This is a genomic window from Xanthomonas sp. SS (genome assembly GCF_014236835.1).
In the GTDB taxonomy this organism is placed as follows: domain Bacteria; phylum Pseudomonadota; class Gammaproteobacteria; order Xanthomonadales; family Xanthomonadaceae; genus Xanthomonas_A.
The window spans coordinates 4,905,393-4,922,733 of the sequence record NZ_CP051190.1 but is presented as its reverse complement, the minus strand read 5'-3'; the positions used below and the strand labels follow the sequence as shown (position 1 = coordinate 4,922,733).

Genomic DNA, 17,341 nt, shown 5'->3' with positions numbered 1-17,341 from the left:
CATGTCCGCCATCGCCCAGACTTCGATCGCCCCCCGTGCCGCGCGCGCGCTGCGCCACTCGCCGCTCGCGTTGGCCATGGCGCTCGCGCTCGGCGCCGCGGCGCCCGGCAACGCGGCGGCGCAGGTGGCGAGTACCCAACTGCCGACCGGCGGCAGCATCGTCGGCGGCACCGGCACCATCAATGCGGCCAGCGGCGCGACCCTGACCATCGACCAGACCTCCAGCCGGATGGCGTTGAACTGGTCCGCGTTCGATATCGGCTCGGCGGCCACGGTGACGTTCAACCAGCCGTCCACCAATTCAGCGGTGCTCAACCTGGTGCAGAGCGGCAATCCCACGCAGATCTTCGGCAATCTCAACGCCAACGGCCAGGTGTTCCTGATCAACCCCAACGGGATCATCTTCGGCAGCACCACGCACATCAACGTTGGCGGGCTGGTGGCCAGCACCCTGGGCACCACCGCCTCCGCCTTCATGAGCGGCAACGACACGCTCGACGCCGGCGGCAACACGGTCGCGCTGATGTCCAACAGCGGCACCATCAACGCCGCCGCCGGCGCGGTCGACCTGATCGGCGGCAAGGTGGTCAACAGCGGCACCATCACCGCCAGCGCCGGCAACATCAACCTGGTCGGTGCCGACAAGGTCACCCTCACCTTCGAAAGCGGCGGCTTCGGCGTCGTCGTCGACAAGGCCTTGCAGCTGCAGCTGGACAGCGTGGCGGTGGACAACAGCAACAGCGGCACCCTCAGCGCGCCCGGCGGCATCATCACGCTGCAGGCGCGCGCCGCGCAGGGCCTGTTCGACCAGTTGATCAACAACAGCGGCACCATCACCGCCGCCGCCCTCAGCGGCGGCAGCGACGGCAGCGTGTCGCTGGTCGCCAACGGCAGCAGCCAGACCAGCGTCGGCGGCAGCGGCAGCATCGATGTGGGCAGCGGCGCGATCAACATCAGCACCGACCACAGCGTGCAGCAGAGCGGCACCTACACGGCCGGCACCCTGGGCGGCAGCATCGGCGGCGACGCCAGTTTCAGCGGCAGCAACCACATCGCCGCCCTCGCCAGCCTGAGCGTGGACGGCAACCTGAGCCTGACCAACGCCATCGACCTGGCGCAGTCCGGTGCACTGACGGTGGGTGGCAGCAGCAGCTTCTCGCTGGGCAGCCATGCGCTCACCCTGGACAACGCCGGCAACGACTTCGGGCAGGCGGTCGGCCTGAGCGCCGGCAACACCACGATCGTCGACAGCGGCGCGCTGACCCTGGGCACGCTGGCCACCGGCAATCTCGCCGCGACCAGCACCGGCGTCTTGAACCTCGGCAGCGGCAGCGTGACCGGCACCCTGGCCGCCACCAGCAACGGCGGCGCGATCGGCCAATCCGCGAGCAGCCCGCTGACGGTGACCGGCACCAGCAACCTCAATGCCGGCAGCGGCGCGATCACGCTGCAGCAATCGGGCAACGATTTCGGCGGCGCCGTGTCGCTGACCGGCAGCGGCATCGCCCTGACCGACGCCAACGCCCTGATCATCGGTACGCTGAGCCTGGGCAACAACAGCGCGCTGTCGTTGAACGCCGGCGGCACGCTGACCCTGCCGAGCAGTGCGATCGCCACCGGCAGCGCCAACCTGAGCCTGCACAGCGGCAACGTGCTGGCCACCGCGGCAGCGCTGTCCGGCACCAACGTGAGCCTGAGCGGCGACGCCGGCATCACCCTGGCACACGACGTCACCGCCACCGGCACGCTGGCGCTGACCACCGTCGACAGCGCGATCGCCCAGAGCGCCGGCGCAATCGCCGCCTCCGGCACCAGTAGCGTCAACGCCGGCAGCGGTGCGATCACCCTGACCGGTGCCGGCAACCACTTCGGGCAGGCCGTGAGCCTGACCGGCGGCACCACCCAGATCACCGACAGCGGCGCACTGACCCTCGGCACATTGGCGACCGGCAACCTCACCGCCATCAGCACAGGCGCACTGAATCTCGGCCGCGGCACGGTGACCGGTACGCTGTCCGCCACCAGCAACGGCGGCGCGATCACCCAATCCGCGAGCAATCCACTGACCGTCACCGGCACCAGTACCCTCAACGCCGGCACCGGCGCGATCACCCTGACCACCAGCGGCAACGACTTCGGCCAGGCGGTCAGCCTGACCGGCGGCAGCACCGCGATCACCGACGCCAACGCGCTGACCTTGGGCACGCTGGCCACCGGCAAACTCACCGCGATCAGTACCGGTGCCTTGAACCTGGGCCGCGGCACGGTGACTGGCACGTTGGCCGCGACCAGCAACAACGGCGCGATCACCCAGTCGGCGAGCAACCCGCTCACGGTCACCGGCACCAGCGCCCTCAATGCGGGCACCGGCGCGATCACGCTGACCACCACCGGCAACGACTTCGGTCAGGCGGTCAGCCTGACCGGCGGCAGCACCGCGCTCACCGACGCCAACGCGCTGACCCTGAGCACGCTGGCCACCGGCAACCTCACCCTGATCAGCAACGGCGTATTGAACCTGGGCACCGGCACCGTGACCGGCACCCTGGATGCGACCAGCAACGGCAGTAACATCCGCCAGTCCGGGTTGTACCCGATCACGGTCAGCGGCATCAGCAACTTCAATGCCGGCAGCACGGGAAATGTCAGCCTGACCACCAACGGCAACGACTTCGGGCAAGCGGTGAGCTTGACTGGCCGCAGCGTCGCGATCGTCGACATTGGCGCGCTGACCCTGGACACGCTGGTCACCGGCGACCTCTTCGCCGTCGCCACCGGGGACGTGAACCTGGGCCACGGCACGGTGACCGGCGGGCTGACCGTGTACAGCAACGGCGGCGCGATCACCCAGTCCGCGAGCAACCCACTCACGGTCACCGCCACCAGCTACTTCAATGCCGGCACCGGTGCGATCACCCTGACCACCGCCGGCAACGACTTCCGCCAAGCGCTCACTCTGATCAGCGGCAACGCCGCGATCACCAACGCCAACGCGCTGGCGTTTGACGCGCTGACCACCGGCTCTCTCACCGCCATCAGCAGCGGTGCACTGAACCTGGGCCGCGGCACGGTGAGCGGCGCCCTGTCCGCGACCAGCAACGGTGGCGCGATCAGCCAGTCCACGACCAATCCGCTCACGGTCAGCGGCACCAGCACCCTCGATGCCGGCGCCGGCTCGATCACGCTGGAACAGGCCGGCAACGATTTCGGCGGCGCCGTATCGCTGACCGGCAGCGGCATTCGCCTGGTCGACGGCAACGACCTGAACGTCGCCGCGTTGACCCTGGGCAGCAACAGCGCGCTGTCCTTGATCGCCGCCGGCACGCTGACCCTGCCGGCGAACGCGATCGATACCGGCAGTGCCGACCTGACCCTGCAGAGCGGCAATGCGCTGACCACTGGCGCGGCCTTGTCCGGTACCAACGTCAACCTGCGCGGCGACAACGGCATCACGCTGGCGCACAACGTCACCGCCGCCGGCGCGCTGACGCTGAGCGCCGTCAATAGCGCGATCGGCCAAAGCGCCGGCGTGCTCACCGTCAACAGCAGCAGCAGCATCGACGCCGGCACCGGCGCCATCGCCTTGACCAGTGCCGGCAACGATTTCGGCCAGGCGGTCAGCCTGACCGGCGGCAGCACCGCGATCTCCGATGCCAACGCGCTGACCTTTGGCACCCTGGCCACCGCCAACCTCACCGCGATCAGCAGCGGCGCCTTGAATCTGGGCAGCGGCACGGTGAACGGCACGCTGTCCGCAACCAGCAACGGCGGCGCGATCACCCAATCCGCGAGCAATCCGCTGACCGTCACCGGCACCAGTACCCTCAATGCCGGCACCGGGGCGATCACCTTGACCACCAGCGGCAACGACTTCGGCCAGGCGGTCAGTCTGACCGGCGGCACCACCTCGATCACCGATAGCGGCGCACTGACCCTGGGCACGCTGGCCACCGGCGCGCTCACCGCGACCAGCAGCGGCGCCTTGAACTTGGGCAGTGGCACCGTGACCGGCACGCTGTCGGCGACCAGCAACGGCGGCGCGATCACCCAGTCCACGACCAGCCCGCTCACCGTCAGCGGCACCAGCAGCCTCAATGCCGGCACCGGCGCGATCACGCTGGAGCAGGCCGGCAACGATTTCGGCGGCGCCGTGTCGCTGACCGGCAGCGGCATTCGCCTGGTCGACAGCAACGACCTGAACGTCGCCGCGTTGACCCTGGGCAGCAACAGCGCGCTGTCCTTGATCGCAGCCGGCACGCTGAGCTTGCCGGCGAACGCGATCGATACCGGTAGTGCCAACCTGACCCTGCACAGCGGCAACGTGCTGGCCACCGCGGCGGCGCTGTCCGGCACCAACGTGAGCCTCAGCGGCGACGACGGCATCACCCTGGCGCACGACGTCACCGCCGGCACGCTGGCGCTGACGACCAGCAACAGCGCGATCGTCCAGAGCGCCGGCGCACTCGCCGTCTCCGGCACCAGCAGCATCGACGCCGGCACCGGCGCCATCGTCTTGACCGGCGCCGGCAACGACTTCGGGCAAGCGGTGAGCCTGACCGGCGGTACCACGGCCATCACCGACAGCGGCGCGCTGACCTTGGGCACGCTGGCCACCGGCAACCTCACCGCCACCAGCAGCGGTGCGTTGAACCTGGGCAGCGGCACGGTCAACGGCGCATTGGTCGCGACCAGCAACGGCGGCGCGATCACCCAGTCCACGATCAACTCGCTCAGCGTCTCCGGCACCAGCGCACTCGACGCCGGCAGCGGCGCGATCGCGCTGGCCAACGCCGGCAACGACTTCGGCCAGGCGGTCAGCGCCACCGGCCGCGGCATCGCCCTGGCCGACGCCAACGCTCTGACCATCGGCGCACTGACCCTGGGCAGCAACAGCGCGCTGTCGCTCATCGCGGGCGGCGCGCTGTCGTTGCCAGCCATCGCGATCGACACCGGCACTGCCGACCTGACACTGCACAGCGGCGGCGTGCTGACCACGGCGGCCGCCCTGTCCGGGAACCGGCTGGACCTGGACGGCGCGGCCGGCATCGTCCTTGCCCACGACGTCACCGCCGGCGCCACGCTGCGCTTGCAGACCAGCAACGCGGCGATCTCGCAGACCGGCGGTGCGCTCGTTGTCGCCGGCACCAGCACGCTCGATGCCGGGACCGGCGCGATCGCCCTGAACCAGGCCGGCAACGACTTCGGCCAGGCGGTCAGCGTCACCGGCAGCGGCGTCGCCCTGACCGACGCCAACGACCTGAGCATCGGGGCGCTGAGCCTGGGCAGCAACAGTGCGCTGTCGCTGACCGCAGGCGGCACCCTGTCGTTGCCGGCCACCGCGATCGATACCGGCAGCGCCGACATCACCCTGCGCAGCGGCGGCGTGCTGACCACCGCGGCGGCCTTGTCCGGGAACCGGCTGGACCTGGACAGCGTCGGCGGCATCGTCCTTGCCGACAACGTGACTGCCCGCGACACGCTGCGGCTCAAGACCACCAACGCTGGCATCTCCCAGTCCGCCAGCAGCGCTGTCACCGTCGCCGGCACCAGCAGCATCGACGCCGGCAGCGGCGCGATCGCACTGACCAACGCCGGCAACGACTTCGTCGGCGCGGTCGAGCTCAGCGGCAGCGGCATCCAGCTCGCCGACCGCAACGATCTGAGCATCGCCGCCGTCCACAACGGCAACAATGCCGCGCTGTCGCTGCTCGCCGACGGTTCGCTCGACCTGCCGGGCGGCGCGATCGACACCGGCAGCGGCGACCTGAGCCTGGTCGCCCGCCACGGCACCCTGCGCCTGGATGGCGCGCTGAGCGGCCACAACCTGACCCTCAGCGGCGGCAGCGGCCTGAGCCTGGCCGACGACGTCGCCGTGACCGGCACTCTGCTGCTGAGCACGGACAACGCGGCCATCGTGCAGACGGCCGGCGCGCTGACGGTCGGCGGCAGCACCAGCATGAACACCGGCAGCGGCGGCATCGCCCTGACCGGCAGCGGCAACCATTTCGCCGGCACCGTGGACATCGCCGGCGGCGCGGTGCAGCTGCACGACAGCGGCGCGCTGCGCCTGGGCATGCTGTCGGTCGACAGCCTGGCAGTGAGCAGCGGCGGCGCGCTGACCCTGGGCAGCGGCAGCGTAGGCGGCGCCCTGCAGGCCGACAGCGGCAACGCCACGATCGGCCAGAGCGGCGCGCTCGACATCGGCGGCGCTACCCGCCTGACGGCCGGCAGCGGTGCGATCACGCTGGACCAGGCCAACCGCTTCGCCGGCCCACTGGCGTTCGACGGCGGCGCGGTCCGCATCGGCGCGCTCGGCGCGCTGACCCTGGGCGCCTCGAACGCCGCCGCGCTGCAACTCACCAGCACCGGCGCGCTGAGCCAGAACGGCGCCTTGCGCGTGACCGGCGATACCGCGATCGCCACCGGCAGCGGCGCGCTCGCGCTCGACGATGCCGGCAACGATTTCCAGGGCCTGCTCGCACTCAGCGGCGGCTCCGCGCGCGTCCGCGACGCCAACGCGCTGTCGCTGGGCACGCTGTCGCTGGGGTCGCTGGACGTTGCCAGCCACGGCGCGCTCAACCTGGGCGAAGGCAGCATCGCCGGCGATCTGGTCGCCACCAGCGGCGGCGGTACAGTGAGCCAGAGCGGCGCGCTGCAGGTGGGCGGCAGCACCACGATCGACAGCGGTGCCGGCGCGATCGCGCTGGACACCGCCGGCAATGATTTCCAGGGCGACGTGAACCTCGCCGGCGGCGCCACCACTCTGCGCGACCGCAATGCACTGTCGCTGGGCAGCGTGGCGGTCGCCGCGCTGAACGTGACCAGCGGCGGCGCCCTGTCGCTGGGCCAGGGTCGCATCGGCGGCGACCTGGTCGCGCGCAGCGACGCTGGCGGCGGCACCACCTCTACCATCGTCACCGCCAGCGCCACGCCCGCGGCGAGCGGCGGCGGCATCGGCCAGCGCGGCGCGCTGAGCGTCGCCGGCAGCACCACGCTGGATGCCGGCAGCGGCGCGATCGCGCTGACCGATGCCGGCAACGATTTCCAGGGCACGCTGCAGGCAAGCGGCGGCGACATCGCCATCGCTGATCGCAACGATTTGACGGTGGCGGCGCAGGCCAGCGGCACGCTGGCGCTGAGCGCGGGCGGCGCGCTGCGCACGGCCGGCGCGTTGAGCGGCAGCAGCATCGGCTTGAGCGCCGGCGGCGACCTGGGCCTGGGCCACGACGTGAGCAGCAGTGGCGCGCTGCAGTTGCGCAGCGGCGGCACGATCGCGCAGACCGCCGGCACGCTGCGTGCCGCCTCGCTGAGCGGCAGTTCCAGCGGCGCCACCAGCCTGACCGGCGCCAACGCCATCGCCGCGCTCGGTGCCTTCAACGCGACCCAGCTGAGCCTGCGCACGTTGGGCGACCTGAGCGTGACCGGTCCGGTCGCGGTTGCCGGTGCGCTGCGTCTGGACGCAGGCGGCGATCTGGCGATCGACGGCGCACTCGGCGGCCAGAGCGTCTGGTTGCAGGTCGGCGGCGACCTGAGCGAAACCAGCAGCGGCCGCATCAGCGCCGACACGCTGAGCGGCAGCGTCGGCGGCAGCACCCGGCTGGGCGCCGCCGGTGCGGCGATCGACAACCGCATCGGCACCCTGGGCGATTTCGCCTCGCCCGGCGGCTTCAGCCTGAGCAATGGCCAGAGCCTGACCCTGTCCGCGCTCAACGGCAGCGCCTACACCGTCAATGCCGGCACCTCGGCGCTGTACCTGGCCGTGCTCGGCGACCTGCTGCAGACCGACACCGCCTGGCTGTACGACGGCGCCGGCACCTTCTCGGCCAGCAGCCGCATCGGCACCGTCGCCAATCCGATCTACGTGCTGGGCGTGAGCAACCAGACCGTGGCGGCGGTCGGCCTGCCGCCAGCGTACTTCTACGCGGTTGCCGCCGACGGCAGCCTGCTGGTCGTGGACGGCGAGTCGGGCTTCAACGTCCCGACCTCGGCGTTCGCCAGCCGCGCGCAGAGTTCGAACAGCCGCACCATCGCCTATGTGGACCTGAGCGCGGCCAACGCCAGCTACCGCGCGTTCGGCCTGGTCAAACCGGGCCTGCGCCTGCCGGCCGACCAGCAGCCGGCCTGCGACGCCGACGATCCGGATGCGCAGTGCACGCAGGAGTGAGCGCAGCGCGCCGCCGTCCCGTTTCCCTGCCGGCGTGCGCCATCGCCACGCCGGCCGCATCCGCACCGGAGTGATTGCGCATGAGCACCGAACAGACCCTCGAGACGCTGCTGGCGCCGATCGCCGACGACGCCGCGTCCGGCCCGGACCTGGAATACGACCCCGACTTCCTGGCGCTGGACCGCGCCGCAGCGAACAAGGCCGAGCGCGCGGTCGGCGACAGCGTGATCGCCGCCGAGGAGCCCGACTGGGACAAGGTGCAGACCCTGGCGCTGGCGCTGTTCCGCCGCAGCCACGATCTGCGCGTGGCGATCCACCTGAGCGCGGCCTGGCTGCGCCTGCGCGGCCTGCCCGGCTGGGCCGACGGCCTGGCCCTGGTGCATGCGCTGCTGGCGCAGCGTTGGGACAGCGTGCATCCGCAGCTGGACGCCGAGGACGACGACGACCCGACCGCGCGGGTCAACGCCGTGGTCGCGCTGGGCGATCCGCTGGGCCTGCTCGGCGCGCTGCGCAGCACCGCCTTCGTGCAATCGCCGCGGCTGGGCCGCTTCAGCCTGCGCGACCTGCGCGTGGCCAACGGCAGCATCAAACCGGCCAACGCCGGCGACAGCGTGCCATCGCTGACCGAGATCGAGGCCTGCTGCCTGGACTGTCCGCTGGAAGCGTTGGGCGAGACCGTGGCCGCGGTGCAGCGCGCGCAGCAGCTGGCGCGCGAGCTGGACGCGCTGTTCGCCGAGCGCATCGGCAGCGCCGCACCGGACCTCAAGCCGTTGCTTGGCGATCTGCGCGACCTGGAGCGCTTCCTGCTGCCGCAATGGACCGCGCGCAACGGCGGCGCGGCCGAAGGCGACGCGGCGGGCGAGGAGCAGGCCGGTGGCGAGGGTGGCAGCGCTGCGCCTGCCGGAGCCGGCGGCGGCAACGCCCGCATCGCCAGCCCCGACGACGTGATGCGCCGGCTCGACGAGATCTGCGCCTACTACGCCAGCCACGAACCCTCCAGCCCGGTGCCGCTGCTGCTGCGCCGCGCGCAGCGCCTGGTCGGGCGCAACTTCCTGGACCTGCTCAAGGAACTGGCCCCGGCCGGGGTCAGCGAACTGCAGCACGTGGCCGGCGTCCGCGACGAGGACGCCTAGCCGCGGCAGCGCGCCAACACGCCCGCGCGCCGCGCGCGGGGATTCGCGGCGCCGCACGGCTGCGGCTCGCACACGGATAAGCGCGACGCGCTTCCCGCATCGCCTGCGATCCTCGGCCGCAAGACAAGGCGCGTAACAGGGCGCGCCACTCTCCTTCGCGAACGAACGGACCACGCAGCGAAGGCGCCGCCTGCTGCGCGCCGTCGCGTGCGCATGCGCCACGCACATGCCACTGCCGAACCACGGCGCGAGACGATCCCTCGGCCCCACGGCAGCACGGAATCAGGTTTGCACCGATGGTCCGGCCTGCGGCTTGCGCCGACCCTGGCTGCCAAGGACGCATGCGCCGCAGGTACACGACAGCAGCGCACGCGTCCAGCCACCGCGCCGCCTTCGCATCCTGCGATCGGCGCCTGCCACCGGACGAGGGAGTCGCAGCATGAGCATCGTCAGCGAATGGGAACTCAAGGCGCGCCTGCAGCCGCGCAGCGCCGAACTGAAGCGCGTGGACGTCGCCGTCCTGGCCTGGGCGAAGCAGGGCAACGGAGTGAAGGGTGCCAACGTCAACGCGGTGCGTACCCAGTTCGACGCATGGAAATCCGCGCAGGCGGCCGAATACGCCAGGTTGCGGTTGGTAGCCGACGAGTTGAACGCCGAGGTGGTCCGCCAATTGGCGGTTCCTGCTCCGGCGCCGGCCGCCGCTGCGGCGCCGGCCCAGGTGGTTGCGGTCGGCTGGCGGCTCGTCGCCTACGATCCGGCCAGGCACGGCGGCACGCTGTTGCCGGCGGCGCAACGCGTGGCGGCGCTGACCACCGCGGAAATCGCGCGCATCAACGAGGCGGTGCGGCGCGCCAGGGCGGCGGTGACGCTGGCCCGCGACGCGGTGCTCGACGCTGCCAGGCTCAAGCGCTTCGCCGCCGTTCCGGTGCCGCCGCCGGAACGCACCTATCTCGATTTCTTCGGCGCCTACGACGCCACGCGCCTGCAGAAGCTGGTCGAGAACTTCCGCGCGCTGGTGCTGGCGTTCGAAGGCACGCCGGACTTCATCGACGTGCGCAACCGCGTGGATTGGGCCGAGACCTACGGCGGCTGCGTGCGCCGCAACCTGGTGACCAAGAGCGCCAAGGGCGAACTGTCGCTGAGCGGAAAGGTGGAAATGCTGATGGGGCGCGCGTTCCTCGGCGGCGGCAACTACGAAAAGAGCACCGACGACACCATCGCCACCCTGGCGCACGAGTTCGCGCACGGCGCACTGAACGCGGTGGACGTCCCCGACCTCGACGCGGCTGGCAGCTTCCAGTGCGCGCGGGTCAGCGACGATCCGGCGCATGCCGACTTCGGCAATTCGGTATCGCCCTTCGCCCACCAGAGCAGCACCGAGCCGATGGACAAGGTCCTGGCGCAGTTCCATCCGGCCTATGCGCTGGTCAATGCGGACAACTACGGGCAGTTCACCAAGCGTGTGCTGATCGCCGCGCGCGGCTGAGCCGCCCCCACCCCCCCCACAAAACCTGCAAGGAGATCGTGCATGACCATCAACACGGAAGGCTATTACGTTGCCAACGGCAAATGGAAATCCGGTGCGACCGGCTCGGTCAGCGGCCAGGGCAAGCAGCAGCATTCGGAGATCGGCGTCTACAACGCACTTGGGGCGAAGGCGGCGGCCGGGCCGTTCCTGATCGTGCAGGACGCGTTTCCCTGCGCGGTCTGCGATGCGGCGTTCACCAAGCAGCGGCTGCCGCTGCTGGTCAAGGTCACCGCCAACAACGGCGCCTATTCGGCCGACCACGGCCTGGGCCAGAACCCGGCGGCGACCATCTATCCGTACTACCTGTGGTACCGCAACGGGGTCAAGACGGGCGGGACCGCGGCGGCGCCGGCCGGTTTCCCGGCGATCCCGGCCTTCGCCGCGATCACCCTGTAGGACGTGTCATCGATGGGGCGCTGTTACGCGGACATGCTGCCGTGTCGGCGCTCCACACGCGCGCAGGCGTGGCGCGAGCTGCCAGGGGATGGATGACATGCCCTGGGCAGCGGTCGCGCGCCGGCGCCTGGAGGCCGGCGCGCCGGTCTCACCAGCTGTACAGCTTCCAGTACACCGGCGACACGTTGTCCTTGCTGCCGTCCATGTGCCCGTCGCCGTTCTGGTCGTACAGGTAGTAGGCCGGGGCGTTGGCCGGGGTCACCTTGACCGCGCGCAGCTGGCCGGAGACCCGGTATTCGTCCACGCTGTCGCCGTTGTCCATCGTGCGGTGGGTCACGTCGGCACCGCGGACGTCCACCGGCGGACCGTCGGGGCCGATCCCGGTCGAGGCGCAGCCCGCCAGCAGCAACAGTGGAACCAGCATCAGGGCTTTCATCGCAGCATTCTCCACAGCTTGAAGTCGTCGCCACGGATTATGCGCCGAGCCGCCGTATTCGGCGCGCAACGGCTGGACGCGCGTAGCGCTTCATCCAACCTTTTTCTTGATGGGCTAGCAGCAGTTCCTTCTCCCATCGGGAGAAGGTGCCCCGCAGGGCCGGATGAGGTACGGGCACAGCCTCGTGCAGCCAAATTCCACGAGTCGCTCCGCGCCGGACCCTCACCCCAACCCCTCTCCCGATGGGAGAGGGGCTTAGGCCGTTCCTTCTCCCGTCGGGAGAAGGTGCCCCGAAGGGGCGGATGAGGGTACGGGCGCAGCCTCGTGCGCCCAATCTCCGCGAGTCGCTCCGCGCCGCACCCTCACCCCAACCCCTCTCCCGATGGGAGAGGGGCTCTTGGTCCGGTCCCGGCCCACGCCCAGCGTAGAATTGCCCGATGAGCCGATTAGTCCTGATCGACGGGTCCAGTTACCTGTATCGCGCGTTCCACGCGCTTCCCCCGCTGACCAACCCCGCCGGCGAGCCCACCGGCGCGCTGTTCGGCGTGGTCAACATGCTGCGTGCCACGCTGAAGGAGCGCCCCGAGTACGTCGCCTTCGTGGTCGATGCGCCCGGCAAGACCTTCCGCGACGACCTGTACGCACAGTACAAGGCCAACCGCCCGCCGATGCCCGACGAGCTGCGCGCGCAGGTCGAGCCGATGTGCCAGATCGTGCACGCGCTGGGCATCACCATCCTGCGCGAGGGCGGGGTGGAGGCCGACGACGTGATCGGCACCCTGGCCCTGCAGGGCGCCGGCGACGGCCTGGACGTGACCATCTCCACCGGCGACAAGGACTTCGCCCAGCTGGTGCGCCCCGGCGTGCAGCTGGTCAACACCATGAGCGGCAGCCGCATGGACTCCGACGCGGCGGTGATGGAGAAGTTCGGCGTGTGGCCGAGCCAGATCGTCGATCTGCTGGCGCTGATGGGCGACGCCATCGACAACGTGCCGGGAGTGGACAAGTGCGGCCCCAAGACCGCGGCCAAGTGGCTGGCCGAATACGGCTCGCTGGACGGGGTCATGGCCAATGCCGACGCGATCAAGGGCAAGATCGGCGAAAACCTGCGCGCGGCGCTGGCGCGGCTGCCGCTGAACCGCGAACTGGTCACGATCAAGACCGACGTGGCGCTGCCCGGCGGCCCGCGCACGCTGGCCCTGCGCGAGCAGGAGCCGGACCTGCTGCGCGGCCTGTACCAGCGCTACGGCTTCACCCAGGCGCTGCGCGACCTGGACGGCGGCGTGGCCGCCCCGGCTGGCGCCGCCGAGGTCGCCCCCAGCCTGCGCGGCACCGCCGCCGGCTATGCCCGCGCCGCCGCGCCGATCGACGACACCCTGGACCCGGCGCTGGCCGCCAAGGGCGACTACGCCGCGATCATGACCCCGGAGCAGTTCGAACACCTGCTGCAGCGCCTGCGCGCGTCCGCCGGCTTCGCCTTCGATACCGAGACCGACGCGCTGGACGCGATGCGCGCCAACCTGGTCGGGCTCAGCTTCGCGATCGAGCCCGGCCGCGCCGACTACCTGCCGCTGGGCCACGACTACCCCGGCGCGCCGGTGCAACTGGACCGGACCCTGGCGCTGGCGGCGCTGAAGCCGCTGCTGGAAGACCCGGCCAAGCCCAAGGTCGGCCAGCACGGCAAGTACGACCTGCACGTGCTGCGCCGCCACGGCGTGCACGTGCGCGGCTACGCCGACGACACCATGCTGGAGAGCTTCGTGCTCAATTCCACCGCCAGCCGCCACGACATGGACTCGCTGGCGCGGCGCTACCTGGGCTACGACACGGTCAAGTACGAGGACGTGGCCGGCAAGGGCGCCAAGCAGATCGCGTTCTCGCAGGTGGCCATCGACGATGCCACCGGCTACGCCGCCGAGGACGCCGACATCACCCTGCGCCTGCACCGTGCGCTGTCCGCGCAGCTGGATGCCGAGCCGGCATTGGCCAGGGTCTACCGCGAGATCGAGATGCCGCTGGTGCCGGTGCTGGCGCGGATCGAGGCCAACGGCGTCAGTGTGGACATGGCCGAACTGCGCAGGCAGAGCCAGGACCTGAGCCAGCGCATGCTCGCCGCGCAGCAGAAGGCCACCGCGCTGGCCGGGCGCACCTTCAACCTGGACTCGCCCAAGCAGCTGCAGGCGGTGCTGTTCGACGAACTGAAGCTGCCGGCGCTGATGAAGACCCCCAAGGGCCAGCCCAGCACCAACGAAGAGGCGCTGGAGGCGATCGCCGACCAGCACGAGCTGCCACGGGTGATCCTGGAATACCGCGGCCTGGCCAAGCTGCGCAGCACCTACACCGACAAGCTGCCGGAGATGATCAATCCCGACACCGGCCGCGTGCACACCAGTTACCACCAGGCCGGCGCCGCCACCGGACGGCTGTCCTCGGCCGATCCGAACCTGCAGAACATCCCGATCCGTACCGACGACGGCCGCCGCATCCGCCGCGCCTTCGTCGCCCCGCCGGGACGCAAGCTGATCGCCTGCGACTACTCGCAGATCGAACTGCGGATCATGGCCCACCTGTCCGAGGACCCGGGCCTGCTGCGCGCCTTCGGCGCCGGCGTGGACGTGCACCGCGCCACCGCCGCCGAGGTGTTCGGGCGCAAGCTCGAGGACGTCACCAACAACGAACGCCGCGCCGCCAAGGCGATCAACTTCGGGCTGATGTACGGCATGAGCGCGTTCGGCCTGGCCCGCAACCTGGGCATCGGCCGCGGCGAGGCGCAGGACTACGTGGCGCTGTACTTCAGCCGCTACCCGGCGGTGCGCGACTTCATGGAGCGCATGCGCGAGCAGGCGCGCACCCAGGGCTACGTGGAGACCCTGTTCGGCCGCCGCCTGTACCTGAACGACATCAACGCCAAGCAGCAGGGCCTGCGCGCCGGCGCCGAGCGCGCCGCGATCAACGCGCCGATGCAGGGCACCGCCGCGGACATCATCAAGCGCGCCATGGTCACCGTGGACGCCTGGCTGGAACAGCACCGCGAGCGCGCGCTGATGATCCTGCAGGTGCACGACGAACTGGTGTTCGAGGTCGACGCCGACTTCGTCGACACCCTGCTGCCCGAGGTGACCCGGCTGATGGCCGGCGCCGCCGAGCTGAAGGTGCCGCTGGTGGTGGACAGCGGCGTCGGCGACAACTGGGACGAGGCGCATTAGTTGGGGCGGGAATGGGGAATCGAGAATCGGGAATGGGAAAGCCCGGGCCGGCCAGCGGCCGGGTCTGGGTGTGGTGGAAGGGATGGGCGCGCGTTGCCGTGGGCGGCCCGATTCGCAGGCGCAGGAGTGGTGACCGGGTCGCGCTCGTGATGTTGCGGCACGCCTGAACGCCTTTATTCGAAACCGCGCGGTTTTTGGCGATGGGCCGCGCGGAGAGCGTCGCAGCGCAACTGTCTACGCGCTGCTCCTGTCGTTGCTCGCGTGGCGGATTGGATCGCACCGCACCGGTTTTGGAGCATCCATGCGCCAGACCGGCGAACAGCGCACAGTTTCGGGATCCACTCCGCATCACAAACGCGCGTCCGCCGCGTTCTTGTGCACGGATCCATCCTATAAAAAGCAGTTGTTTCTGGAACCCTGCGTTGCGCTGGATTTCGTGAATGAATCGGTCCTTAATTCGATGAATTTTTAACTAAAATCTTCACGAACTAGCAAGGTGCAAAATGGTTTTATATCCCTCGACAGGCGCAATACCTGTCGCGGATCTCCTCCCATCCCCTGGAGCAGATCTAGGAACGGCGACTCCTCCCCAAGTCTCCGTTCCCTGGCCCCGCCGACCTCCCCCTGGTCCGCGGGGCTTTTTATTGCCTGCGAAAAAATCCAGCTCAGCGCCATCGCCGCCGGCATACGCCGGGGTGCAACCACCTTACCTGCGAGCCGCGCGATGCCCGATCTTTTTCGTCTGTCGATGCCGTGGTGGGAATTCATTTTCCGCGCGGTCGTGGTGTATGTGGCGGTACTGACCATGGTGCGGGTATCGGGCAAGCGCGCGATGGGGCAATTGACACCGTTCGACATGCTGCTGATCGTGCTGCTCGGCAATGCGGTGCAGAACGCCCTGCTGGGCCAGGACACCTCGCTCGGCGGCGGCCTGTTGCTGGCGGCGACGCTGATCGCGCTGAACTTCGGGGTCGGCCTGATCACCTCGCGCAGCGACCGCGCCGAACGCCTGATCGAAGGCGAGCCGGTGGTGCTGGCGCGCGACGGCCATGTGTTCCGCCAGGTGCTGCGCCGCGAACTGGTCAGCAACGCCGACTTCGAGGCGGCGATGCGCCAGCAGGGCTGCCCGGGCCTGGACAACGTGCGCCTGGCGCTGCTGGAGACCAACGGCCACATCACCATCCTGACCGCCAAGGACGGTTGATCCCTGTAAACCCCTGTAGGAGCGGCTTCAGCCGCGACCGGGGCTTTCCCGGTAACGCCCGGTCGCGGCTGAAGCCGCTCCTACAGGAAGCTGCGTCGCCGCGACTAGCGGCGCGTCTCGGTCGGTTGCTCCAACTGGTACAGCGCGTCGTCCAGCGCGTCCCACTGGGTGGCCAGCTGCGCGCGGGCATCCTGCAGGCCGCGATTGTAGAACTGCGCGCCGATGCGCTCGGCGACGAAATCGAGCAGGAATTCGGCCTCGAAGCTGCCGATCTGCTGCTGCAGTTCCTCGCGCAGGTAGCGCTGCAGCTGCTCGGCGATGCGCGCCTTGTCCTCGCGTCCCAGCACGCCCGACGGCAGCGGTGCGCGGCTCATGCCAGCCAGTCGCGCGGCACCAGGTACTCGGCCAGGCGCGCCTCGGCGCTGTCCGGCTCGGGCTGGAAGCCGTATTCCCAGCGCACCCGCGGCGGCAGGCTCATCAGGATGCTCTCGCTGCGGCCGCCGCTCTGCAGGCCGAACAGGGTGCCGCGGTCGTAGACCAGGTTGAACTCGACGTAGCGCCCGCGCCGGTACAGCTGGAACTCGCGTTCGCGTTCGCCCCACGGCAGCGCGCGGCGGCGCTCGACGATCGGCAGGTAGGCGTCCAGGAAGCCGTCGCCGACCGCGCGCTGGTAGGCGAAGTCGCGCTCGAAGTCGGCGTGCAGGTCGTCGAAGAACAGCCCGCCCACGCCGCGGGTCTCGTTGCGGTGCTTGAGGAAGAAGTACTCGTCGCACCAGCGCTTGTGCGCGGCATAGCGGTCCTCGCCGAACGGCGCGCACAGCGCCTGCGCGGTGCGGTGCCAGTGGCGCACGTCCTCGTCGAACGGGTAGTACGGGGTCAGGTCGAAGCCGCCGCCGAACCACCAGGCCACGGTTTCGCCGTCGCGCTCGGCGCGGAAGAAGCGCACGTTGGCGTGGGTGGTGGGCAGGTAGGGGCTGTGCGGGTGGAACACCAGCGACACGCCGGTGGCACGCCACGAGGCGCCGGCCAGTTCCGGACGGTTGGCGCTGGCCGAGGGCGGCAGGCGCGTGCCGGACACGTCGGAGAAGCCGATCCCGGCCTGCTCGAACAGCGCACCGTCGCGCAGGATGCGGGTGCGCCCGCCGCCGCCTTCGGCGCGCTGCCACAGATCTTCTGCGAAGCGGGCCTGGCCGTCGGCGGCCTCGATGGCGGCGCAGATGCGGTCCTGCAGCCCGGTCAGGTAATCGCGTACTCGGTCGAACTCGGTCATGGTG

General features: G+C 70.3%; 9 protein-coding genes. 6 read left to right on the top strand and 3 right to left on the bottom strand.

All coding sequences use genetic code 11. The features are described 5' to 3' along the window. The first annotated feature begins 1 nt into the window (after position 1). From HEP74_RS20800 to HEP74_RS20785, 4 genes are all read left to right on the top strand, one after another. Entirely contained in the window at positions 2-8,164 is an 8,163-nt protein-coding gene (locus HEP74_RS20800) for a two-partner secretion domain-containing protein (protein ID WP_185814476.1), read from the top strand. An 80-nt stretch (positions 8,165-8,244) separates the two neighbouring features. Next, a complete protein-coding gene (tssA, locus tag HEP74_RS20795; RefSeq protein ID WP_185814475.1) occupies positions 8,245-9,297 on the top strand; it encodes a type VI secretion system protein TssA in 1,053 nt (350 codons plus the stop codon). A gap of 439 nt (positions 9,298-9,736) precedes the next feature. Next, entirely contained in the window at positions 9,737-10,783 is a 1,047-nt protein-coding gene (locus tag HEP74_RS20790; protein WP_185814474.1) for a hypothetical protein, read from the top strand. 42 nt (positions 10,784-10,825) lie between these two features. After that, positions 10,826-11,221 (top strand): hypothetical protein, encoded by a 396-nt coding sequence (locus HEP74_RS20785; protein ID WP_255423595.1) that lies wholly within the window; start codon positions 10,826-10,828, stop codon positions 11,219-11,221. A gap of 148 nt (positions 11,222-11,369) precedes the next feature. Here the strand turns inward: HEP74_RS20785 and HEP74_RS20780 are convergent, their stop codons facing one another. Beyond that, on the bottom strand, positions 11,370-11,657 hold the full coding sequence (locus HEP74_RS20780; RefSeq protein WP_145703958.1) for a DUF2782 domain-containing protein: 288 nt from the start codon (positions 11,655-11,657) through the stop codon (positions 11,370-11,372). A 437-nt stretch (positions 11,658-12,094) separates the two neighbouring features. Here HEP74_RS20780 and polA point away from each other — a divergent pair, with 437 nt between their 5' ends. Continuing rightward, positions 12,095-14,863: a DNA polymerase I gene (polA, locus tag HEP74_RS20775; RefSeq protein WP_185814473.1), complete on the top strand. Its 2,769-nt coding sequence runs from the start codon at positions 12,095-12,097 to the stop codon at positions 14,861-14,863. A 724-nt stretch (positions 14,864-15,587) separates the two neighbouring features. Next, entirely contained in the window at positions 15,588-16,067 is a 480-nt protein-coding gene (locus tag HEP74_RS20770; protein ID WP_185814472.1) for a DUF421 domain-containing protein, read from the top strand. Positions 16,068-16,171: 104 nt separating this feature from the next. Here HEP74_RS20770 and HEP74_RS20765 read toward each other — a convergent pair whose 3' ends face one another. Then, positions 16,172-16,441 (bottom strand): DUF2164 domain-containing protein, encoded by a 270-nt coding sequence (locus HEP74_RS20765; protein ID WP_185814471.1) that lies wholly within the window; start codon positions 16,439-16,441, stop codon positions 16,172-16,174. After that, the gene (gene hemF, locus HEP74_RS20760) at positions 16,438-17,337 is read right to left on the bottom strand and encodes an oxygen-dependent coproporphyrinogen oxidase (protein WP_185814470.1); all 900 of its coding nucleotides are present in this window, start codon (positions 17,335-17,337) and stop codon (positions 16,438-16,440) included. Before hemF ends, HEP74_RS20765 begins: the two co-directional genes overlap by 4 nt. Between the last annotated feature and the right edge of the window lie 4 nt (positions 17,338-17,341).